At 43.4% G+C, this 20,768-nt stretch carries 20 protein-coding genes; 15 read left to right on the plus strand and 5 right to left on the minus strand.

From position 1 onward, the window contains the following. Window position 1 precedes the first annotated feature (1 nt). The 7 genes from dhaM to NRIC_RS13170 all read left to right on the plus strand — a co-directional run bounded on the left by dhaM (window position 2) and on the right by NRIC_RS13170 (window position 4,718). Window positions 2–385, plus strand: a complete 384-nt coding sequence (gene dhaM / locus NRIC_RS13140; RefSeq protein ID WP_146623158.1) for a dihydroxyacetone kinase phosphoryl donor subunit DhaM — start codon at window positions 2–4, stop codon at window positions 383–385. A gap of 80 nt (window positions 386–465) precedes the next feature. Further along, the gene (locus NRIC_RS13145) at window positions 466–888 is read left to right on the plus strand and encodes a Lin0368 family putative glycerol transporter subunit (RefSeq protein ID WP_146623159.1); all 423 of its coding nucleotides are present in this window, start codon (window positions 466–468) and stop codon (window positions 886–888) included. Window positions 889–950: 62 nt separating this feature from the next. Then, entirely contained in the window at window positions 951–1,292 is a 342-nt protein-coding gene (locus NRIC_RS13150; protein WP_146623160.1) for a Lin0368 family putative glycerol transporter subunit, read from the plus strand. Between the two features lie 18 nt (window positions 1,293–1,310). Then, window positions 1,311–2,303 (plus strand): dihydroxyacetone kinase subunit DhaK, encoded by a 993-nt coding sequence (locus tag NRIC_RS13155; protein WP_146623161.1) that lies wholly within the window; start codon window positions 1,311–1,313, stop codon window positions 2,301–2,303. A gap of 16 nt (window positions 2,304–2,319) precedes the next feature. Next, window positions 2,320–2,961: a dihydroxyacetone kinase subunit DhaL gene (gene dhaL / locus NRIC_RS13160; RefSeq protein WP_146623162.1), complete on the plus strand. Its 642-nt coding sequence runs from the start codon at window positions 2,320–2,322 to the stop codon at window positions 2,959–2,961. 19 nt (window positions 2,962–2,980) lie between these two features. Continuing rightward, complete coding sequence (locus tag NRIC_RS13165) at window positions 2,981–3,793, plus strand: transketolase (protein ID WP_146623163.1); 813 nt, start codon at window positions 2,981–2,983, stop codon at window positions 3,791–3,793. Between the two features lies 1 nt (window position 3,794). Further along, on the plus strand, window positions 3,795–4,718 hold the full coding sequence (locus NRIC_RS13170; protein ID WP_146623164.1) for a transketolase family protein: 924 nt from the start codon (window positions 3,795–3,797) through the stop codon (window positions 4,716–4,718). 199 nt (window positions 4,719–4,917) lie between these two features. Here NRIC_RS13170 and NRIC_RS13175 read toward each other — a convergent pair whose 3' ends face one another. Next, window positions 4,918–5,226, minus strand: coding sequence for a YrhK family protein (locus NRIC_RS13175; protein ID WP_146623165.1), 309 nt, complete (start codon window positions 5,224–5,226; stop codon window positions 4,918–4,920). Between the two features lie 166 nt (window positions 5,227–5,392). Between NRIC_RS13175 and NRIC_RS13180 the strand changes: the two genes are divergently transcribed. Together NRIC_RS13180 and NRIC_RS13185 are read left to right on the plus strand one after the other, a co-directional pair. Beyond that, a complete protein-coding gene (locus NRIC_RS13180; protein ID WP_146623166.1) occupies window positions 5,393–6,289 on the plus strand; it encodes a diacylglycerol/lipid kinase family protein in 897 nt (298 codons plus the stop codon). Between the two features lie 138 nt (window positions 6,290–6,427). Beyond that, complete coding sequence (locus tag NRIC_RS13185) at window positions 6,428–6,937, plus strand: mycothiol transferase (RefSeq protein ID WP_146623167.1); 510 nt, start codon at window positions 6,428–6,430, stop codon at window positions 6,935–6,937. A gap of 47 nt (window positions 6,938–6,984) precedes the next feature. Here the strand turns inward: NRIC_RS13185 and NRIC_RS13190 are convergent, their stop codons facing one another. The 4 genes from NRIC_RS13190 to NRIC_RS13205 all read right to left on the minus strand — a co-directional run bounded on the left by NRIC_RS13190 (window position 6,985) and on the right by NRIC_RS13205 (window position 10,787). Next, window positions 6,985–7,338 carry a DUF1667 domain-containing protein gene (locus NRIC_RS13190; protein WP_146623168.1) on the minus strand — a complete coding sequence of 118 codons (354 nt, stop codon included), beginning with the start codon at window positions 7,336–7,338 and terminating at the stop codon, window positions 6,985–6,987. Next, window positions 7,335–8,600 carry an NAD(P)/FAD-dependent oxidoreductase gene (locus tag NRIC_RS13195; protein WP_146623169.1) on the minus strand — a complete coding sequence of 422 codons (1,266 nt, stop codon included), beginning with the start codon at window positions 8,598–8,600 and terminating at the stop codon, window positions 7,335–7,337. The genes NRIC_RS13190 and NRIC_RS13195 overlap by 4 nt, the downstream gene beginning before the upstream one ends. Then, window positions 8,593–10,050 carry an NAD(P)/FAD-dependent oxidoreductase gene (locus NRIC_RS13200; protein WP_146623170.1) on the minus strand — a complete coding sequence of 486 codons (1,458 nt, stop codon included), beginning with the start codon at window positions 10,048–10,050 and terminating at the stop codon, window positions 8,593–8,595. The genes NRIC_RS13195 and NRIC_RS13200 overlap by 8 nt, the downstream gene beginning before the upstream one ends. A gap of 164 nt (window positions 10,051–10,214) precedes the next feature. Beyond that, window positions 10,215–10,787 (minus strand): glycerol-3-phosphate responsive antiterminator, encoded by a 573-nt coding sequence (locus tag NRIC_RS13205; protein WP_227873801.1) that lies wholly within the window; start codon window positions 10,785–10,787, stop codon window positions 10,215–10,217. Window positions 10,788–11,716: 929 nt separating this feature from the next. Here NRIC_RS13205 and NRIC_RS13210 point away from each other — a divergent pair. The 6 genes from NRIC_RS13210 (at window position 11,717) to NRIC_RS13235 (ending at window position 20,717) form a co-directional block, all read left to right on the plus strand. Continuing rightward, window positions 11,717–12,439 carry a LytR/AlgR family response regulator transcription factor gene (locus tag NRIC_RS13210; protein ID WP_146623171.1) on the plus strand — a complete coding sequence of 241 codons (723 nt, stop codon included), beginning with the start codon at window positions 11,717–11,719 and terminating at the stop codon, window positions 12,437–12,439. A gap of 2 nt (window positions 12,440–12,441) precedes the next feature. Further along, window positions 12,442–13,719: an ATP-binding protein gene (locus tag NRIC_RS13215; RefSeq protein WP_146623172.1), complete on the plus strand. Its 1,278-nt coding sequence runs from the start codon at window positions 12,442–12,444 to the stop codon at window positions 13,717–13,719. A 267-nt stretch (window positions 13,720–13,986) separates the two neighbouring features. Further along, the gene (locus tag NRIC_RS13220; RefSeq protein ID WP_146623173.1) at window positions 13,987–14,751 is read left to right on the plus strand and encodes a winged helix-turn-helix domain-containing protein; all 765 of its coding nucleotides are present in this window, start codon (window positions 13,987–13,989) and stop codon (window positions 14,749–14,751) included. Between the two features lie 54 nt (window positions 14,752–14,805). Continuing rightward, window positions 14,806–18,147 (plus strand): MSCRAMM family protein, encoded by a 3,342-nt coding sequence (locus NRIC_RS13225; RefSeq protein ID WP_146623174.1) that lies wholly within the window; start codon window positions 14,806–14,808, stop codon window positions 18,145–18,147. Further along, a complete protein-coding gene (locus NRIC_RS13230; protein WP_175580093.1) occupies window positions 18,144–18,923 on the plus strand; it encodes a pilin N-terminal domain-containing protein in 780 nt (259 codons plus the stop codon). The genes NRIC_RS13225 and NRIC_RS13230 overlap by 4 nt, the downstream gene beginning before the upstream one ends. A 243-nt stretch (window positions 18,924–19,166) precedes the next feature. Continuing rightward, a complete protein-coding gene (locus NRIC_RS13235; RefSeq protein WP_146623176.1) occupies window positions 19,167–20,717 on the plus strand; it encodes a SpaH/EbpB family LPXTG-anchored major pilin in 1,551 nt (516 codons plus the stop codon). Window positions 20,718–20,768 lie beyond the last annotated feature (51 nt).

The raw sequence follows: 20,768 nt of genomic DNA on the forward strand, positions 1-20,768 counted from the left end.
GATGTTTGGAATTATCTTAGTTTCCCACAGCCAGAAAATCACTGATGGGACGAAAGAAATGATCGAAGAAATGACTGGAACCAGTGACGCGGTGCGGATCATTTCTGCTGGTGGTACCGGAGATGGACGTTTGGGCACAAATGCTGTGATGATCATGGAGGCAATCGAAGCACAGACAGACTGTGATCATATCTTGATTTTTTGCGATATTGGAAGCGCTATACTTAGCTCGGAAACAGCACTTGAGCTAATCGAAGCAGATGAACTGAGGGAAAAAGCGGAGATCATGGACTGTCCGCTGGTAGAAGGCGCCTTTGCGGCAGCTGTCCAGGCAACAGTGTGTCAGGAAAAGGAAACGATCTTACAGGAACTGGCACAGTTGTGATCCTTTCTTCAACCGTATAATAACGTCGATAGAAATAGTTGACGTAAAAAATATCAAAATAGAAATGAGGAGAGAACAGAATGAAGTTTTTAAGAAGCATGTTAGGCTACATGATCGCCGGAACTATTGTAATGGCTGTTTGGAATGAGTTGGGTAGTTTTGGTATTTTTGGTGGGTATTTGGCGGCCGGAATTATTATTGGACCAATGTGGTTTATGAACCATTACGTAAATTTAACTGGAAACGAAGACGATGCAGCTTTTGTCGATATGGGACTGGCCATTGGAGTCTGCGGCATCATGCGTGACACGTTGATGCAAGGAACTTCGGCCTTGACCGCTTCTTTGCCAACGATTGCTTTAGTAGTCGCTGGTGCGGCGTTAGGCGGAATCGTGGCTGCTGCATTTGAAAAGAGTATCTCTGCAGAAAAACAACGGGAAGCTGCTGCTCCAGAACCTGGTATGACCGAAAAGGAATTGGATCGTTTAGTTGGAGAAGAGTAACCGACAGTGTTTATTTGATTAGATAAAACCAATAGAAATTCACAAAACTAGGAGGAATGAATATGTCGATAGGTTTAGGGATCGCAACGCTGTGTGGTGGTTTTCTGTTTCCCTTTGTAATCAGAATGGCTTGGGGGAAAATGGTTGATAGTTGGGGAGCCATCGGTGGATGGATGGCTGCGTTGTTCATCGTTGGAACAGTCTGGTGTATCAACCACGGAATCTCGACGCCGTTGATTACTCAGTCGGGAGCCGCTTGGGTGGATCAAGGGCTGGCTGCGGGTGTAGGTGTATGGGTTGCTTCCGTATTGGTTGGTGGCAATGTGAAGAAGTCATTGCCTAAGATTGCAGCAGCTGTATCAGGTGGCTTGTTGGGCGGAATTTTATTATCTTTATTCTTATAAAAAAGGAGACGTAGAAAAATGAAACGATTGATCAATGATGGCTATGATGTAGTAGAGGAAATGTTAGAAGGCTACGAAGCAGCGAATAAAAATTATGTAAAGATCGACATGGAAAATCGGGTCGTCGTCAGCAAAATGATGAGTGAAGAACCTCGTGTACGAGTAATTGTCGGGGGTGGTTCTGGTCACGAACCAATGTTTCTAGGGTATGTTGGGAAAGATTTTGCTGATGCAGCGGTCGTAGGAAATGTGAATACTTCTCCCGCACCAGATGCATGCTATGAGGCAGTAAAGGCTGTCGACAGTGGAAAAGGCTGTCTCTATCTATACGGAAATTACGCAGGTGATGTAATGAATTTTGATATGGGTGCAGAAATGGCGCTGGAGGAAGACGGCATACGGGTTGAAACGGTGACAACGACGGATGATGTGTTTTCTGCCAAAGAGAAAAAAGATCGCCGCGGTGTTGCCGGTGATCTACCAGTATTTAAAGTTGCTGGAAGTGCGGCGGCGAAGGGATACGACTTGGATCAAGTAAAAGCAGTAACTGAAAAGGCTAATGATAATACGTACTCTTTGGGAGTAGCCTTGTCCTCTTCTACATTGCCTGTGACGGGTGAAGCGATCTTTGAAATGGATGAAGGTGATATGGAAATCGGGATGGGGATTCACGGTGAGCCTGGAATTGAACGACGAAAAGTGGAAAAGGCGGATAAAATCATTGATGAAATGCTGACTTATATTTTAGAGGATTCCAAAATTACTTCAGGAGACGAAGTATATGTACTGGTCAACGGCTTAGGAGCTTTACCGGTGATGGATCAATATGTCTGCTACCGGCGTGTAGACCAGATTCTTAAGGAAAATGGCATTCAGGTACATCGGACAGACGTAGGCAATTTTGCGACATCAATGGATATGGTTGGGATGTCTGTCACGTTGGTCAAGCTGGATGAAGAGATCAAAGAATTGCTGGATGCTCCATGCGATACTCCTTACTACAAATTATAAGAGAGAGGCGAGCCGGATGAATGAAAGAACCTTAGATAAACAGTTTTTTGGTAATTGTTTATCAAAAATGGCAGAATTAGCAGAAGAAAATCGTGATTATTGGACTAAGTTGGATTCCGATATTGGTGATGGGGATCATGGGATCAATTTAAGCATCGGTTTTCGGGCAGTTTCTGGACAATTGGCCGAGAATTTAGAAAACACCGACGACATCACAGGATTGTTGAAAAAGTCTGGAATGCTTTTATTAAGCAAGGTCGGTGGTGCCTCAGGACCTTTATACGGCAGCTTTTTCATTAAGATGGGAAAAGACGTTGTCGGGAAAACGACGATCAATTTTCCCGAATTTGTAGGAATGATCAAAAATGGGGTAGACGCAATCCAATTCCGCGGCAAATCGGAGCTTGGTGAGAAAACGATGTTGGATGCGTTACTGCCGGGTGTTGCTTACCTCGAAGAGCATATAGAAGAGGAGCCTCTCGTAGTGATGGAACAAGCGGTGGCGATCATGCGAGAAGGAGCGGAATCCACGATTCCACTGATTGCAAAAAAGGGACGGGCGATGCGTTTGGGAGAGCGTGCCATCGGTCATAAAGATCCTGGATCGGAATCATCATGGATGCTGATGAATGTCTTTTTAGAAGAAATGAAAAAATAGGTGAACGGAAGCGATAAACATGACAAATTTGCAACAGAAATCAACAGAACTTAGAGAATGGATCCTTCGTTCGCTAGCAGCGGCTGGTTCAGGGCACCCTGGCGGTTCACTTTCAGCTATTGATATTTTGACCCTGCTATACTATCAGGAAATGACAGTCACACCAGAGAATTATGAACAAAAAGAACGAGAGCATTTCATATTATCAAAGGGACATGCTGCCCCAGCATTGTATGCGGTCTTAGCGGATAAGGGATTTTTCCCTAAAGAAGAATTGCTGGACTTGCGCAAGTTTGGCAGCTTCCTGCAAGGACATCCTGATCGGATCAAAACACCAGGGATTGATTCGTCCAGCGGATCGTTAGGGCAAGGCTTATCGATCGCCAATGGTTTAGCTTTGGCGCAACGATTGGATGGCATTCAAAAGAAAGTATTCGTTTTATTAGGTGACGGTGAATTACAGGAAGGACAGGTCTGGGAAGCCGCTATGACCACGGCACATTATCGATTGAATCAGGTAATTGCCTTCGTTGATAATAATCGGCTGCAGATCGACGGGACAAATCAGGCGATTATGAATGTTGAAGACATTGGAAAAAAATTTTCCGCCTTCAATTGGAATGTACTGACTGCCGATGGGCATGATTTTTATTCACTAACTCAAGCAGTCAATCAGGCTAAGACTTTTGACCAAGGGCCTAGCGTCATCGTTTGCAAGACGGTCAAAGGAAAGGGAGTCAGCTTTATGGAGAATCAGGTCGGCTGGCATGGGAAAGCCCCTTCCTTGGAGGAAGCTTCCCAGGCAATTGAAGAGTTAAGGGAGGCGTTTTAGCATGAAAAAGGCCACGAGACAGGCCTATGGTGAAACATTGGCCATTTTAAAGTCGCATCCAGATTTGGTCGTCCTCGACGCTGATTTGTCAGCAGCCACTAAAACCGATATTTTTGCAAAGACAGCCCCAGAAAAATTTTTTAATATGGGGATCGCAGAAGCCGATATGATTGGTACGGCAGCAGGCTTGGCTCTGGGTGGAAAAAGACCGTTTGCGAGCAGCTTCGCCATTTTTGAAGCTGGACGTGCCTATGAGCAAATTCGCAATGCAGTGGCTTATCAACGACTAAATGTGACTGTAGCCGCTACTCATTCGGGAATCACGGTAGGAGAGGACGGCGGTTCGCATCAGGCGATCGAAGATATTGCTTTGATGCGGGTGATTCCAGGAATGACTATCTTAAATCCAGCAGACGACCTCGAAACAGAGGCTGCGATTGAAGCGATTTTGAAACATCAAGGACCAGTCTATCTGCGCTTAGGACGCTTAGCGGTGGAGCGAGTGCACCAAGAAAAGCCCGACTTTAAGATTGGACGAGCAGAAACCTTAATAGAAGGCAATGATGGTACGATTATCGCAACAGGATTGTTGGTTCAGGAAGCATTGAAGGCTGCTGACATATTGGCTCAAAGAGACGTGCATGTTCGCGTTTTAAATTTCTCAACCATCAAGCCTCTAGACCATCAACTCGTCTTACAAGCAGCAAAAGAAACCCCTTGGCTGATCACTGCGGAGGAGCATAGCGTGATCGGTGGATTAGGAAGCGCTGTTTCTGAGTATTTATCTGAGCATTATCCTAAAAAGGTCGTAAAGATTGGTGTACAGGATCAGTTTGGCCAGTCCGGCTCACCAGACAAATTAATGGCGTACTACCAATTGACTGCAAATGATATCGTGGACAAGGCCATTGAATTGACGAAATAGAATCAAACAGAAAGAGACTGACTCAAAAGTCTCTCTAAAGAAAAATTAGCAAAATTAAGCCGAACGATTGCATCTCTATTTAAGGAGATAGAATACAATCATTCGGCTATTTGATTATTATTCAAGTTAATTTTCATTTTTGTTCGATTCACTTTAAAAATAGTTAGCTCATTTTGCTTTTTTGGTCGGTCTCTTTTTTCTACCTATTCTTTTTTTTCTCAATCTTCATTTCATCATATATAAAAATATTCTTTAGTATCCGCAGAACGGGTCGAATCGTCAAAAAGACCGCCCCGGCAAGGTAAAAATAAGTACCGATTACATCGGGAATCGGTGTTAATGAGGCAATACTTCCAATGATATAAAAAATACCGGTCAATAAATCAACGATCAGCGAGATCAGTGAAAAACGATTTTGAAAATAAAGCCGAAATCGATTCCCCTGAATCTCAATATCTTCTTCGATGGCTTTTTCGACTTCGTGGGTCTTGCGTTTTATTTTTGGCATGTCCTTTAAAATCCTTTCCTTATCTAGGTGAGATAAAGCAATTGAATAGGATAACAGGTTTAACTGAATTCGCCTACCGATATGCACTGAGCGTATCAATGTAAGAACCCCCTTGAAGACTGCTATACTTGAATCAACAAGCAATCAAGAGAGGAGAGCGTCAAAAATGAAAAAAGCATTATTAATCATTAATCCTAATTCGGGAGAAGAAGAAGCAAAAAATTATGAAGAGTTGGCTCATGAAAAGCTGAATAACTTGTTTGATGAAGTTGAAGTTCTGCATACACAGGAAGATGGGGATGCGACCCGTTTTGCTCGTCAAGCGGCAGATGAAAAAGTGGACAGTCTATTTGTGATGGGAGGAGACGGCACAGTCAATGAAGCTGTGAACGGCCTTGCAGAGCAAGAGTATCGGCCTAAATTTGGTTTCTTTCCTTTGGGGACGGTCAACGATTTGGCTCATTCGCTGAATATTTCAATGGACCCGGCAACGGCGATTGAAGAATTGACGCTTGAACGTCATCAAGCTCTAGATATTGGAAAAATCAATGACAGCTATTTCATGAATATTGTCTCCGTGGGCAGTATTCCAGAGGCGATCAGTGAGGTGGATGGAGAGGAAAAGTCTAAGTTTGGCAAGCTGGCTTATTTTACGACAGCTTTTAAACAAGTGCTCCACAACGAAAGCTACCATTTTTCATTAGAGGTTGATGGAGAACATCTGGATATCGAAAGCAGTGCAGTCGTCTTTAATTTAAACGAAAGCATTGGCGGCTTTGAACAGGTCGTACCAAATGCCAAACCAGATGATGGCAAGCTTCATCTGCTTTATTTGAAGGACCATCGTATTACAGATACCTTTAAAAGCGTTCCGGATATTTTAAAAGGGATTGATCATTCGACGGAGTATGTTGGGTATCAACCATTCTCTGAAGCCACATTGTCTGTCAAAGACGATGTTACGCTCCACCCCAGTGTAGATGGGGATGAAGGTCCTGAACTGCCGCTGCATTTGAAGGTGCTGCCACAGCATTTAGAAGTTTATTACGGACCAGAAGAGTAGCATTTTTGCACTGTCCATTGTTTTAGCGGTAAGTCTTTCATTTGACCAATTCACAATCCAGAATCTTTGCCGCTGAAAGGCCGCTGTAGTAAAGTAAGAGACAAAGAGAGGTTTGATTGAAAAGAGGAGGGACCCTAAATGAAATTCACTCAGTTATCGATCGATATGTTGGAACGGGCACAGGAACGCTTTGAGGAAACCTTGGATCAAATGACCATTGATGAGGCCAATACGATGCCGGCACCGTTGATCAAATCAGTGACTTGGCTGATCTGGCACACGGCGCGTGAATTGGATCTTCAAATTTCGGAATTGAAAGAAAGCGAGCCGCTATGGACAGGTGCAAACTGGACTGAAAAATTTGCGTTGGATCTGCCTGATGATACAGAGGATTATCGGCATTCACCAGAGGAAGCTGCGAAAGTCGTGGTGGAGGATCGACAATTGCTCTGGAACTATTTTACCGCAAGTGTCCGATTGACTAGCGAGTATTTAGAAACCCTGGATGAGAAAAGTCTGAACGACATTGTCGATACTCAATGGACACCGCCTGTGACTCGGCAGGCACGTATCGTTTCGGCGATCGATGATGCGGTGATGCATTCGGGACAAGCAGTCTATACTAGAAGATTGGTGATCGGAAAATAAAAAGCAAGCGCATCTTTTTACACGGATGCGCTTGCTTTTTTGAAGTGTCAGCTTGCTTGAACAGAACTGGTCACAACAACGTCGATTCCTGTATCCAGCAGGTTTTCAACAGCCACATCACCAATTGCTACAGGTGCCTGCAGACAGACGGTATCGATGATTTTCATGGCGTCTTTTACCGCGTGTTTGGGAATCCCATCGGCTGTTTTTACCGAACAGCGGCGAGACTCTCCATCCTTCACGACAACGGTCGAGGTCACGACACGAATAGGGTTCGTGGCTTCCGCTTTTCCGTATTTCACACCCTTGCTGCAGCTGTAGCCGCTGACTTGGTACTCATTGTCTTCATCGACGGTTAAGTGACAGCCTTTGGGGCACATGATGCAAATAAATTGTTTCATGGTTGTACGACCTCCTCCACACAGACTTCGATTTCATTGCTGTTGATCTTGTCCATCATTTTCTTAGACAGTTTGAATTTTTCCATCTCTCCGGGCACGATGTAGCTTTTCTTTTGTTTGGCCACGACTTCGCCTTGACATTTGATAGTGATCAGACTGTCGTCAAAGACTTTATTAACCCTGAAGAACAGCTCGACTTTTTTGCCCATGTTTGCTTTGCGAATCTTTTGAGGAACGACGTAGGTCACGTGCTCTCCATTTTTCACAGACAAACAGGCTTCCTGATCCAAGGTATTTTGCTGCAAAATATACTCTGCAGCGGCTTCTCCGGCACGAGTGCTTTCAGCGGAAACGAAATCGACCAAATCGTGAACATGGACAACATTCCCACAGGCAAAAATACCCGGGATCGAGGTTTCCATATTTTCATAAACGATCGCTCCATTGGTTTGTCTGTCCAAGACAACGCCGGCACTGCGGCTCAGTTCGTTTTCTGGCACAAGACCAACCGACAGCAGCACCGTATCGCACTCAAAGGTTTGTTCGGTTCCAGCGATTGGCTGCCGTTTTTCATCTACTTCGGAAACAACTACCGCTTCAACGCGAGATTTACCGCAAACTTCGGTAATGGTATGGGATAGATACAATGGAATATCATAGTCATCCAAGCACTGAACGATGTTTCTCGTCAGTCCGCCTGAGTAAGGCATGACTTCTACACAAGCCAACACCTCAGCACCCTCCAGCGTCATTCTGCGCGCCATAATCAATCCAATATCGCCTGAACCCAAAATGACGACTCTTTTTCCTACCATGTAGCCTTCCATATTGACGTAGCGTTGTGCCGTACCCGCGGTAAAGACACCTGCAGGCCGACTGCCTGGAATCCCGATCGCGCCTCGAGTCCGTTCACGGCAGCCCATTGCAAAAATGATTGATGCTGCTTGGAGGATCTGATAGCCGTTTTGCTTGTTGACAAGATGCACCTCTTTGTCTTCGGTGACATCTAAAACCATCGTGTCTAAAAAGATTTCGACCGTTGTATCCTTCAGCATATCGATGAAGCGGGCCGCATATTCAGGACCCGTCAGTTCTTCTTTGAAGCGATGCAGGCCAAATCCGTTGTGGATGCACTGGTTTAGAATTCCGCCAAGCTTTTGATCTCTTTCCACGATCAGAATATCCCTAACGCCTTTTTCATAAGCAGCGACAGCCGCAGCCAAGCCAGCCGGGCCTCCGCCAATGATGATCAACTCACGCATGGTCAACACCTCCTTTGGTCACTCCAGACAGAATGTAGCTGCCTTCTCGATCCTGCAAAATCTCTAACGGTGATTTGCCCAGTTCATCTGCTAAAATCTCGACGACTCTAGGTCCGCAAAAGCCGCCTTGGCACCGTCCCATGCCAGCATTGCAGCGACGTTTAACAGCATCGACAGAAGGAGGGGTGATCGGGGAATGAGCGGCTGCTCGAATTTCGCCCTCCGTTACTGTTTCACAGCGGCAAATCACTCTGCCGTAAGTTGGATCCTGTTTAATCACTTGATTTTTTTCTTCCATTGTTAATTCCTGAAACACGATTTTTTCGCGAGTATCGATAAAGGACTCCTTCAAGGAAAAAGCTTGTCCCGTCGTTTTTTCCAATAGGTCGACCCCATAAGCAGCAATCGCTGGAGCAGCAGTCAAACCAGGTGATTTGATGCCTGCCAAGTCGATAAAGCCTGGGGCTGCTTCTTGGATCACAAAATCCTTTCCGGTACTGTTGGCACGGATGCCGGAAAAATTACGGATGGATTGTCTTAAATTCAGGTTTTCTACCGATCTCGCGGCCAATTCTGCTACTTGTTTAAGACCTGAAGAGGTACTGCCTGAACCAATCCCGTTGTCGACATCTTCCTTAGAGACAGCCTCGGCATTCGGTCCAACGATCAAATTGCCATGAACAGTCGGACTGATCAAAACACCTTTTCCGACACTTGAAGGGCATTGGAAGATGACATGGTTGACCACAGCGCCTTCTGATTTATCCAACAGGTAGTATTCGCCGCGAACTGGCGTGATCTCAAAATTCGGCTCAGCCACGAAGTTGTGGATCTCGTCAGAGTGAACGCCAGCTGCGTTAAAAACAAATTTTGTTTGGTACGTCTGTTGATTGGTAATAATTTCGTAGCCTTCTTCTAGTTTGTTGATGGCGGTCACTTGTTGATTCAACGCCAGCTCAACACCATTTTTGACTGCTGTTTCTGACAATGCCAAGCATAATTCCCATGGGTTAACAATGGCGGCACTAGGGGCATACAGAGCACCGACTACTTTTGAAGAGAGGTTGGGCTCCTTTGCCAACAGTTCTTCCTTATTCAGCAATGCCAAATCAGGCACACCGTTTTTGACGCCGCGATCGTACAGCTCCTCGATCACCGCTTGGTCTTCTTCAGAAAAAGCCACTACCAACGAACCGACCTGGTTGTAGTGAACCGACAATTTCTGGCACAACTCCTTAGCCCGCTGCGCACCTTCTACATTTAGTTTGGCCATTAAACTTTCTGGTTCTGGATCGAACCCTGCATGGAGAATCGCACTGTTGGCACGAGTAGCTCCCAGACTCACATCATTTTCTGCTTCCAGCACCAGGGTTTTTAATTGATACCGACTCAATTCATAGGCGGTCGCCGCACCGACGATTCCGCACCCGATAACGATCACATCGTACATCTTTTTTCCTCCTTACTTCTTCAATACCTCCCACACTCCACGCGAAAAAAAGAGTATAGAAAACAGACGCCAATGGTTGTTGACGTTTGCTGCTATACTCTTTTTTTCTCTAGCACGTATTTAGTTACTTGTATTATAACACCTTTAAACCAAGCCAACAATACTTAGACGGACCAGACAGTTCCTTTTGTGGTCGAAACAGCTAGACCGCCAGCCCCTAAGGCCCCCATGATATCTTCCTTGTCGCGGATCAACCCCCCGACGATCAAGGGTTTTCTAGATTGTTTGACCAGTTCCTTGATGATTTTAGGAGAAACGTTCGGCAACACCTCTACCAAATCAGCCTCTGTATGCAGCAGCTGCCGCTCTACATTTTCTAAAGCAGAAGAGTCCAGCAGGAAAAAACGTTGGATCACCAATAGCTGTTGCCGCTTGGCATAACGTACGATCGCCGACTTAGTGGAAATGATTCCGTCAAAGGACGTGCATTGCTTGATATAATCGATTGCCGATTCGTCAGAAGACAGCCCTTTGACTAAATCAACATGCAGGATCGCGACTTTACCGCTCGCCTTGATTTTTTCCGCCAAATCCTGCAGCTGCATTAGATGCGATTGCAGGACAAAAACCACTTCGACATCTGTGGTCAAAGCTTCTCTCAATTCCTCTTCATTTTTTACCGCAGCCACGACTGGCGAAAGCTCTAATTTCTCGTATAACTCATGCGTATTAATCATTAAAAAAACTCCTCATTCTTCTTCTTGATTATTTTATCATGGCGAAGACAGAACAAGTAGTTCATATCTGGGAATTGATGCAATTATTTTGCTGAATTGTGCAAAAGAGACAGATGCAATTTATTGTATTTCATCAAAATAAGCTTTACACGCTAAACTCAACAAAACCAAAGGACGAGATGTTTTAAAATAAGTTGCTATGTGTTGTTTTTTACGAATCATCAAATTAAAAAAAGACTGAGACATAACCATGATACCGTTAAAGAGGATGATATGCGAAAACGGCATAATCTAGCTGCATATCAGTAATAATATCTGTTAGGAAGGCTGATATGCAATGGGTTCAACCTTTATGGTCAGTACGAAAAAAACGATCAATGACGCACGATTCGATGGACGAAGCTCAGAAAGGATGAGTTTCGAAATCCCCCAACTAACAATAAGTGATATGTGTTATTTAGAATCTGATTGAAATAGCCGCAGGGAACAAATTAGGCCTGTTAGAAAGAGACAGTCTTCCTGTACTAATTTGGTCATTCCTTGTCAAATTCATAAATGATACAAAATTGACTGATAAAGAACCTTTCGTGAGACTAGATTTTCATAATTCTTAAATAAAAATTTTACAAATAAAAATAACGAAAAATGAATTTGATAATTAGATTACTTGTATTAAAGCAATTTTTCTCTTTCTATAATTATAAATAATAAAGAATTACTTTGTAAAAACAATTGGAATAACAAAAAAAGTGGTAGATACGGCGCAATAATTCAATTTGTTAAAAAAATATAACAAAATAGTTGAATTATTGTGATATTATGTTTTTGATTAGTAATTAATGTTAAATAAATAATAAAAAACTTAGATTATCGATTTTTAATTTTGTTGATAATGGGAAATGTGATTTTTCTTTGGGGAGGGAAAGGGTATGAATATCGCAATTTGCGATGATGATCGCTTATTTTGTCAAGAATTAGAAAAATATGTGGAACAATCATCTATCGGTTCAAGCGGAGTATTTGATTGCGACGTTTTTTATTCAGGAGAGGAGCTGCTGCAGTACCTGGAAGAAAACGAACGAACATTTCACATTTATTTACTGGATATTGAAATGGATGGGATCGACGGTATTCGGTTAGCGTCTATTTTTCGCAGAAGAGATATCGAAGCCCTGATTATTTTCGTGACCTGCCATGAAAGTATGATGGTTAAAGCATTTGATGTTCGAGCCTTTCATTATTTGGTGAAGCCCCTTCAAAAAGAAAAAGTGCTGGAAGTGCTGGATTCTGCCTATGATTATCTGCTGAAGAGAAAGAAGTGCTTTCAATTCACAGTACGGAAGAAAATCCATACGGTGCTGTTCTCGGAGATCGAATATTTTGAAAGCATTGGCAGAAAAATCAATATCCATAAAGCCAATGGGGAAATCTTTTCGTTCTACAGTTCACTGAATGAAGTGATGAAGCAGGTCGACGAAACTCAATTTATCCGGATTCATCAGTCGTATCTCGTAAACCTGGATTATCTGCAGCATGTGACTAGCAAGGAAATCGTGATGCGATGTGGTGTGGCACTTTCGATCAGTAAGAGGTATCAGACCTCCTTTCATCACGCGTTTCGCAGTTATCTATTTTATCGACCGGGGGGATAAAAATGGGTTTAGGGGAAATCTTGTTGGTAAAACCTGCTTTTTTGATAACGACGGGATTGGTTCATTATCTTTTGGGTGTCAGCTTTTTGCCAATAAAGACAGGGTTCAATAAAAAGAGGGTTTTTTCTGGCATATTGATTACTATCTTCTGCTATCGAGTGCTTAATAATTATTTATTGACCATTCTTGCTCCTAGTTCATTTCGAGCTGTGCTGTTCTATAGCATATCCTATCTCTTTTTTTTAAGCAATATGCGTTTTTTTGCTGGAAAAATCCATCTAAAACTCTTTTTGGGGTTTTTCTATCTTTCGGTCATCACTATTTCAGAAACGCTAATGTGGGGAGCGGTATTGTATTTTGTGGGCAATGAACGAACAACTCAGCTGGTTTTAGTAGAATGGGACTCAGGCGCGATTACTTCATATATCATGCTGCTCATTACTTGTCTTATCTGGCGAGCAAGGCTAGGTAAGCATAGCTATCTCTCAAAAAAGATTATGGCAATCCATACGAGTATCATTGTTTTGTGTATTTTTTTGGGATTCACGTTAGTTTTGCGGGAAAATTTTATTTCAGTGGGGATTTTTTCCATAGTGTTGATCCTATTTTTTATTTATTTTCGAATAGTCGAGGATACTTCACGAAAAATCCATAGCTATCGCTTGGATGAAGAGAAAAATCGATTGATGAAGGATCATTATGATCAAATTGAAGCCTATCAGCAAAAAATCCAAATTCTGCGGCATGACATGAAGCACCAGCTGATCCATTTGCGCGGGCAAGTGGAAAAGAAGCCTCGAAGTCTGATTATCCAGCACGTTGACGGCATGTTGGATGAGATCGATCAGGTTCAAAATCAGCATTTCACAGACCATGAAGCAGTAAATATCATTGTGGGGCATAAGTATCGACGAGGACAAGAGGCGGGTGTGGCGTGTTCAGTGACCATTGAGATTCCTCCCGTATTGAGCCTGGAGGAAAGGGATTTGATTGCGCTGATCGGCAATCTTTTTGACAATGCCTTAGAAGCTTGCGATTACTGTCAGGAAGAAAAGCAGATTTCCTTCCGCATGGTTCAACGGCACGGATGCCTCGCCATCCGACTCGAGAATACTACGGATGGCACCCATCAATCGTTTAGAACAAGAAAAAAAGAGAAGCAAATGCATGGATTTGGAATGAAAAGTATTTTAGAAATTGTTCAAAAATATGCAGGGAAAATTGATTATTCTTGGATAGAAAATCGATTTATATTGGAAATTACTTTTTTTGAAGATTAAATTTAACAAGAAACTAGTCTAATTATTACAAATAAAAAGGAAACACACTTGCTGGTGCTATGATTAAACCAGTAAGTGTGTTTATTTATTATTAAAATTTTGGGTTTTAATGAAAAACAGCAGCAGCAAGGCGATTTTTAACGAAATTCCTCGTTTTTGCTCTTTTATTTTGCCATATTTAAGGGAAATTAGCATAAACAGCAAGAACTGACGAATACATGAAATGGAGTGAACAACGATGACTAAAACAAAAGGGGTGGCAAGGAGATGCAGATTCTAGTGTTGACCAAAAACATCCTGGTTGAACAAACATTGCAGGAACAGCTGCAACGATTGAATCATGAAGTGTTCGTTTCCAGCAGCTTGCTGCAGCCATTTGGTCTACCGGCTTCAGAACAGACTCTGATTGACTTTTTTCAAGTCGTGATTTTTGACGAGACACTTAGCGATAGTGAAGTGCTTCAATTCCTGGAAAAGTTCCAGCCAAAACGTCATATGATCTTTCGAAAGGCGGATAGACGACCGGAACGGGTAGAAACAGATCGGTGGTATGACCAGGGAGTCAGAGGCTGGATTACAAAAGGAGTAACGGTAGAAGGGTTGAGAGAACTGCTTATCCAAACGAATGAACAAGCAAATCCGCAAGCAGCCAACGTTGAACGAAGCAGCTACAAGATGACTCTTCATCCCTACATTGTGGGGAGTAAAGAATCCAGAGAAAAAATTCCAATAGAGAATTTTCCGTTAACTCCGTATGAGAAAAAAATGCTGCAGCTGCTGATGAAGGAAGAAGGAAAATTATACTCACGTGATGAGCTTTGCTCAAACCTTTGGGAATGTGAGATCACCAATTCGAAAAAAGTTCAGCTGTCGAGCCTAATCAAACGAATCAAGAATCGGTTTAGAGAAGCCAGAATTTATGAAGAACTCATTCAAACGGTATGGGGAAAGGGCTATATGTTAACGCCCTCATTTTATAAATATTTGAATGTAGAGTCATTGCTGGAAGGCACACCAATAAAAGATAGATGATTTCACCAATGATTCATCACATAGAATAGGGGGAAAGAGGGAGATGAAAAGAAAGTGAAAAAGTTAGGGTTATGCTTAGTCGCTGCGTTAATCATCTGTCAACAGCTGACAGGGTTTGCGACAGCAGCGGCAACAAGCACATCTTCAACATCAAATATAGAGCACCAAATCACAGCGTTAGACATCACACACGAGGATGACGCTGTGATCACTGTAGAGAATCCTGTTCAAAAAGAAGAAACACTAACTGCAAATGCCAAAATCATGCTGAATGTGCTGGAACAAAAGGGCAAGAAAAAAATCACACTCCCTTTGCCAAAAGAGGTCGAACCAGAAGCCAAGGACTTCAAGATCGGAGCGGACGGTATAGTGACGGTCTCTGAAACAGAGATTACACTGACCTTCCCCAGCAAAACCATTCTGGAGATGGAAGAACTGGCTGTTCCCTTTCGTTTCAAACTGAAGGAAGACTTGTTCAAGAAAGAAACAGTCAAGTTGACCTTCTTTGACGAAATTGACTGCGAGTTGGCCGTGGAGAAGGAGACAGCACCTGAGGTTGCCAAACCAATTGGAGGAGTCACCCCTCTTGAACGAGTATTGCCAAAAAAAGCACGAGGGATTGGTCCACAGGCCGGGACGAATATCACAGAGCTGCTCGATATCCGCCTCGAAAACATTTATTACAAGGTGTCTAAAGAAGGCGGCGGGACGGAAAATGTCTATATTATCGAAAACGGGGTAAAAATCGAACCTCAGCCAGAAGTGACTACTTATCACGAGGTTTATTACAATTTTACTTTTGAACTGGATATAGACAAGAATCATGTACTGACTGCTGGCGATCATATTATTTTCGAACTGCCAGACGTAGTTGACTTTACGACCATCAAGAATCAATACCTGATGTTTAACGGAGAGGTTATCGGTACGATCAATACCGGTTTTTCGGGTGGTAAATCCTACGCCAGAATTGATTTTAATTCAAAAATTAATGGTTATATGGCACTAAATGACGGGTATCTCTATGCCAATGGACGATTCAATCAATCAGGCCATCCAGTGGAGGGCGGGACAAACCAAGTCGGTTCGATCCCCATTGTTGTAGGAGGAGATAGCAAACCTGGCATCCCTGGAATTCATGAACCTGGCGATTCGCCAGTTGTAAAATATGGATCCGCGAATGATCGAACGATTACTTGGGATTTTGATTTGTTCTATGACAGCTACTACAAAGCTTTTGAAGATGGCACATTGCCGGAAAAAAAAGAAAAAGTGATTTTCGAGGATGTTCTGGATCCAGGACTTAAATTCTCTCATATGGGCGTACCGACGATGTTCATCCATGCGGCAGATCCCGCTGGAGGCATGAAGGAAGACGGATATCTAGGGTTTCTGCCCTTTGAGTCAAATGGCGTGGAGTATTTTCGAAAACTGGTACAGGGCGTAAACGAGACGAATGCCGACTTTGAAAATCGGATCAAAGCGGAAACCAATGTTCCGTGTTATGGAGTAACAGATGCTGAAAAATATGATGCGATAGGAAATAAGCTGATCATCAACTTTGGCGAAGTGCCCAACAGCACCCCAGATGATCCAACGAAGGGGTTTGTCTTGGCTGGTGATCCATTGGCCCAAGTCCAGCAGATGGTAGACATAGCGAAAGCAGCTGGGAAAATTACTCAAGCAGAAGCAGATAAGACGATGGATGTGTATTCAAAGCTGTTTGCCAAACAAGAAAAGGGTGTCTATGGTCTGCACTTTTCAGTCATCACCAAAGCGATGATAAACCAATCAGAAGTTTCGAATGACGCTTCGATCACTTGGGAAAACAAAGGAGAAGCTTCAAACTCAAGTTCCGTAGACGTTTTTGTCCCTGACTGGGGCGGCGGGGTCAGTCCTGTAAACCGCGGAACAGTCACGTTAGAAAAGAAAGACCATGAAACTGGAAAAGCTTTAGCGAATGTCGAGTTCCTGGTTCAAACAAAAGGATTGGTTTCGTATTACGATTTTGAAACAGTCAAGACGGATGATGAGGGGAAAATCACCTTATATGGAATTAGAGAAGGAGACTACCGAATCAAGGAAATCAACAATCCGAATGCCGGCTATCAAAACAAGGTAACCTTTGAGCCAGATGATGGCATAGATGATGATGAATGGCACTATTTTCGAATCACCCCTTATTCAGAGGGTCCTGATGTTAATCAATTGATTGAGCTTGTTGCCGACAACTACCGCTCAGAAGGATCACTGATCCTGACTAAAAAGAACCAGGCTGAGACGGAGCTGCTCAATGGTGCAAAGTTCACCCTGCATAAAGCCTCCGACGACAGCGAGCTGGAAGCAGGCTATGAGTTTGAGACAGGCAAGTGCTACAAGTACGTGTATGACAAAAACGAAAAAAAATATCTTTTTGAAGAAGACACGGGTGCCACCGCTGAAAAGGGGAAACTAAAGATCACTGGACTGCCGCTGGACACCTATTACCTGATTGAAACGCAGGCACCGCCGGGTCATATGCTCAGCGATAATCCAGATGAAAACAAGATCGTTGGCGATCCATTGGACACGCACAATCAAGTGCTGGAGCTGACAATGAAGAATAACCCAGCTGTTGGTTCGATCCGTCTGTTTAAGAAAGACCAAGACAAGACGACACCCTTGCCGGATGCAAAATTTGTCCTCTATAAAAAAGATGGCGGTGGAACCCCGCAGTATTACAAGTTAACAGGCAGTACGATTACTTGGGTCACGAACAAAGCAGATGCTACCCGCTTAACAACGGACACACCAGATGGCAAGATCACGGTCGACAATCTTTTAGAAGGAACCTACTTTTTCCAAGAGGTCGAAGCACCGCCAGGCTACCAATTGGATGAGACAGAGCAGGAGATCGACCTGTCGAAAAACGACATTATTGCAATGACGACGCCTTCGATCACGATGGAAAACGAACCGTCTGAGATCGAAATCATTAAAAAAGACAGCAATACCGGAGATGTTTTGCCAGGAGCTTCCTTCCAGTTGTATAACGATGCGGATCAAGTACTAAACGAAGTCTATAAGACAGGCGGAACAGCGAAAACTTATACAACCAACAACGATGGAAAAATCGTGTTGGTGAAGCTTCCCGATGGTCGCTATTACCTAAAAGAAACGCAAGCTCCGACTGGTTACGAACAATCCGACGAGAAGCACTGGTTTGAAGTCAAGGACGGAAAGCTGGTAGGCGACAGCCAGGTAGTTATCGAAAACCAGCGGAAAGGACATTTACCAAGTACTGGTAGTCCATGGGCCGGCATCATGAACCGAATTGCAGTTGTCATCATTTTGATCGGATTGGCAGGAGTTGGCTACTTGCAATTTCGTCGGAAGATGGGAGGGAAGAGCTTGTGAAAAAGATCGTGATACTCGCAGGTTTAACGTTACTCAGTCTTTTGATGATGTTGAATACAGCCTTAATTCCCAGCCTCGCTGCTGGCCAAGCAACCATTACCTTGCACAAAAAAGGCTTTGATGGAGTCATCAATACAGAGATCAACAACGAGGGTCAGCTGCTAGATCCCGAGGATGCTGTATTCAAAGGAGCGCAGGGCGTGAACGGTGTTTCCTTTTCCGTGTATGACGTGACAGAAGAATACAACAACGAACTTGCTCAAGGCCTTACAGAAAACGAAATCAAGCAAAAAATGGCGCAGATGACGGTTGAACAATTGGAAGAACTGCAACGCCCCGTGGTTGCACAAGGCACGACTTCAACAGTGGATCAAGAAGAGGGGCTATGGACATTTACGGCAGCGACGCAGATTGAGCCAACTGCCTATCTGATTATTGAAACAGCCAGTGAGGAAACAGAGATTGAATCCAGTCTGCCAATCCTGCTGGTGTTAGATGACAGCCAGGCAGGACAGCACATTCATCTGTATCCCAAAAATATTCTATTGGATGAACCAGAGCCGCCGCTTGAAAGTACGCCACCGTCAGAGACTCCTACGCGGCCAGGCTTGCCGAATACACAAGGAACAACGCCCAAAACATCTACGACGACCAGAGGAAATCTGCCTCAAACCAATGATCAAATCAATCAATGGTTGGCTATGGGAGGGATGGTGCTATTTCTGGCGGGAATACTCTTAGTGCATGCACGTAAGCAAAAATATGAAAATGAATGATTGTTTGACAGAGAAGCCAGCAAAGGTGAGAGGAATGGCGCACATAACGAGAGGTAACCGAACACGGGTATCCCTCAATGAAAAACAGCGGAGGAGGGAAGTAGGGATTATTGCTCTAATAGCTGATTTTGGACTTCTTTTTTGAACTGGAGTAGATAAGCACTGATCGATCAGCAACTATTATTCACGTGATAACCAATCATGGATTGGTATCAATAAATAAAAAACTTAGGAGGAAAGAAAATGAGTTTTAAAAAGTTATGGAAAATGATCCGCGTTGCGGCAGTGGCGATGGTCGCTACATCCGGATTAGCGTTGGGTGGGGGGCTTGATGCACATGCAGCAACAGATGTTGATGTGACCCTGCACAAGTTGAAATTCGAAACAATGCCAGGCAACATCGAAAATACTGGTGAAGAAATGGACGCGGAAGCTACATGGGGAGCCAATGATCCGTTAGAAGGTGTGACCTTCGATGTGTACGATGTCACTGCAGCATACCACGCAGCCTATGCAGCAACTTTTACTGGGAATAACCATGCGGCAGCAGCGGCAGCAGCAGTGGCAGCTGTTCAAGGAACCACCGGAACAATGCCAACAACAACTCCAGCAGCTGTAAAAGTAGATACACAAAAAACAGATACAGACGGTGAAGCTCTATTTTCAAGTCTACCAGGTACATCTGGCGGTAAAGATGCTGTTTATGTATTCGTAGAGTCTGGTACACCTTCACACACAGTCGTAAGCCAAAAATCACACAACTTGGTCTTGGCGTTGCCTGTAAGAAATTCAAATGATGAAGAAAATACTGATATTCATTTGTATCCGAAGAACCAGATTTCTGAGACCGAAATTGAAATTACCAAAAACACTACGAAATATGACCATAATGTTGGTGAGCGAGTTGATTACTGGATCATTTCAGATATTCCAACGAATATTGACTCAACCTATACTGATCCAGATGATGGATCAGAAAAACCATCATATACAAAATTCAAATTGATTGATAAGCATTCTACTCAATTGACATTTGATGATACTGCAGCGTACACATTGACGACGACTTCAGGCAAAACATTGACTGAAGGAACACACTACAATATCGTAGACAAAGAAGACGATGGATTTGTTGTTGAATTGACTCAAGCAGGGATCAACTACTTGGAAAATACCGATGGGGAATTGCGTTTTGATTACAAAATGTACTTGAATGATACTGCAGCAATGGACACAGCGTATATCAATGAGGTAAAAGTTGAGACAGACTTCCATGATATAGAAAGTCCAGAAATTCCAGAAGTTGGTACAGGCGGACATCGCTTCATCAAGGAAGATTCAAACACTGAGAACCCAATCGAAGGCGCACAATTCGTTGTTCGCGATGCAGATTCAGATACTGCGAAATACTTGGTAATTGATTCTACAACAAAAGAAATTTCTTGGACAACTGTTGAAGCTGATGCAACTGTATTTACATCTGATTCAGACGGTAAATTCGAAGTTGCTGGGTTAGAAAACGGCACTTACTGGTTGGAAGAAACAGTTCCTCCAACTGGCTATGAAAAAATCGATGACCGCATTGAATTCGAAGTGTTCTGTGGCGGAGAAACAGGCGTTAGTACTCCAGGAACATATACTGAAACAACAACTGTTCCTACAGTCGTACCAAACGTACGTAAAGGATTCTTGCCATCTACAGGTGGAAAAGGAATCGTAGCAATCATGGCAGTAGGGATTATCTCAATTGCAATCGGTGCTGCTTACTTTGGTAAAAAACGGATTACTGCTTAATTAGTTTTACGAATAAGGGAGGGGGCAACTCCTTCCTTATTTTATTTTTTT

The sequence above is a fragment of the Enterococcus florum genome, assembly GCF_004309355.1.
Lineage (GTDB): Bacteria > Bacillota > Bacilli > Lactobacillales > Enterococcaceae > Enterococcus_A > Enterococcus_A florum.

What these genes read in the sequence shown, in the direction of transcription:
- dhaM (WP_146623158.1), top strand. Translation starts at nt 2, where the DNA reads ATGTTTGGAATTATCTTAGTTTCCCACAGCCAGAAAATCACTGATGGG.
- NRIC_RS13145 (WP_146623159.1), top strand. Translation starts at nt 466, where the DNA reads ATGAAGTTTTTAAGAAGCATGTTAGGCTACATGATCGCCGGAACTATT.
- NRIC_RS13150 (WP_146623160.1), top strand. Translation starts at nt 951, where the DNA reads ATGTCGATAGGTTTAGGGATCGCAACGCTGTGTGGTGGTTTTCTGTTT.
- NRIC_RS13155 (WP_146623161.1), top strand. Translation starts at nt 1,311, where the DNA reads ATGAAACGATTGATCAATGATGGCTATGATGTAGTAGAGGAAATGTTA.
- dhaL (WP_146623162.1), top strand. Translation starts at nt 2,320, where the DNA reads ATGAATGAAAGAACCTTAGATAAACAGTTTTTTGGTAATTGTTTATCA.
- NRIC_RS13165 (WP_146623163.1), top strand. Translation starts at nt 2,981, where the DNA reads ATGACAAATTTGCAACAGAAATCAACAGAACTTAGAGAATGGATCCTT.
- NRIC_RS13170 (WP_146623164.1), top strand. Translation starts at nt 3,795, where the DNA reads ATGAAAAAGGCCACGAGACAGGCCTATGGTGAAACATTGGCCATTTTA.
- NRIC_RS13175 (WP_146623165.1), bottom strand. Translation starts at nt 5,226, where the DNA reads ATGCCAAAAATAAAACGCAAGACCCACGAAGTCGAAAAAGCCATCGAA.
- NRIC_RS13180 (WP_146623166.1), top strand. Translation starts at nt 5,393, where the DNA reads ATGAAAAAAGCATTATTAATCATTAATCCTAATTCGGGAGAAGAAGAA.
- NRIC_RS13185 (WP_146623167.1), top strand. Translation starts at nt 6,428, where the DNA reads ATGAAATTCACTCAGTTATCGATCGATATGTTGGAACGGGCACAGGAA.
- NRIC_RS13190 (WP_146623168.1), bottom strand. Translation starts at nt 7,338, where the DNA reads ATGAAACAATTTATTTGCATCATGTGCCCCAAAGGCTGTCACTTAACC.
- NRIC_RS13195 (WP_146623169.1), bottom strand. Translation starts at nt 8,600, where the DNA reads ATGCGTGAGTTGATCATCATTGGCGGAGGCCCGGCTGGCTTGGCTGCG.
- NRIC_RS13200 (WP_146623170.1), bottom strand. Translation starts at nt 10,050, where the DNA reads ATGTACGATGTGATCGTTATCGGGTGCGGAATCGTCGGTGCGGCGACC.
- NRIC_RS13205 (WP_227873801.1), bottom strand. Translation starts at nt 10,787, where the DNA reads ATGATTAATACGCATGAGTTATACGAGAAATTAGAGCTTTCGCCAGTC.
- NRIC_RS13210 (WP_146623171.1), top strand. Translation starts at nt 11,717, where the DNA reads ATGAATATCGCAATTTGCGATGATGATCGCTTATTTTGTCAAGAATTA.
- NRIC_RS13215 (WP_146623172.1), top strand. Translation starts at nt 12,442, where the DNA reads ATGGGTTTAGGGGAAATCTTGTTGGTAAAACCTGCTTTTTTGATAACG.
- NRIC_RS13220 (WP_146623173.1), top strand. Translation starts at nt 13,987, where the DNA reads ATGCAGATTCTAGTGTTGACCAAAAACATCCTGGTTGAACAAACATTG.
- NRIC_RS13235 (WP_146623176.1), top strand. Translation starts at nt 19,167, where the DNA reads ATGAGTTTTAAAAAGTTATGGAAAATGATCCGCGTTGCGGCAGTGGCG.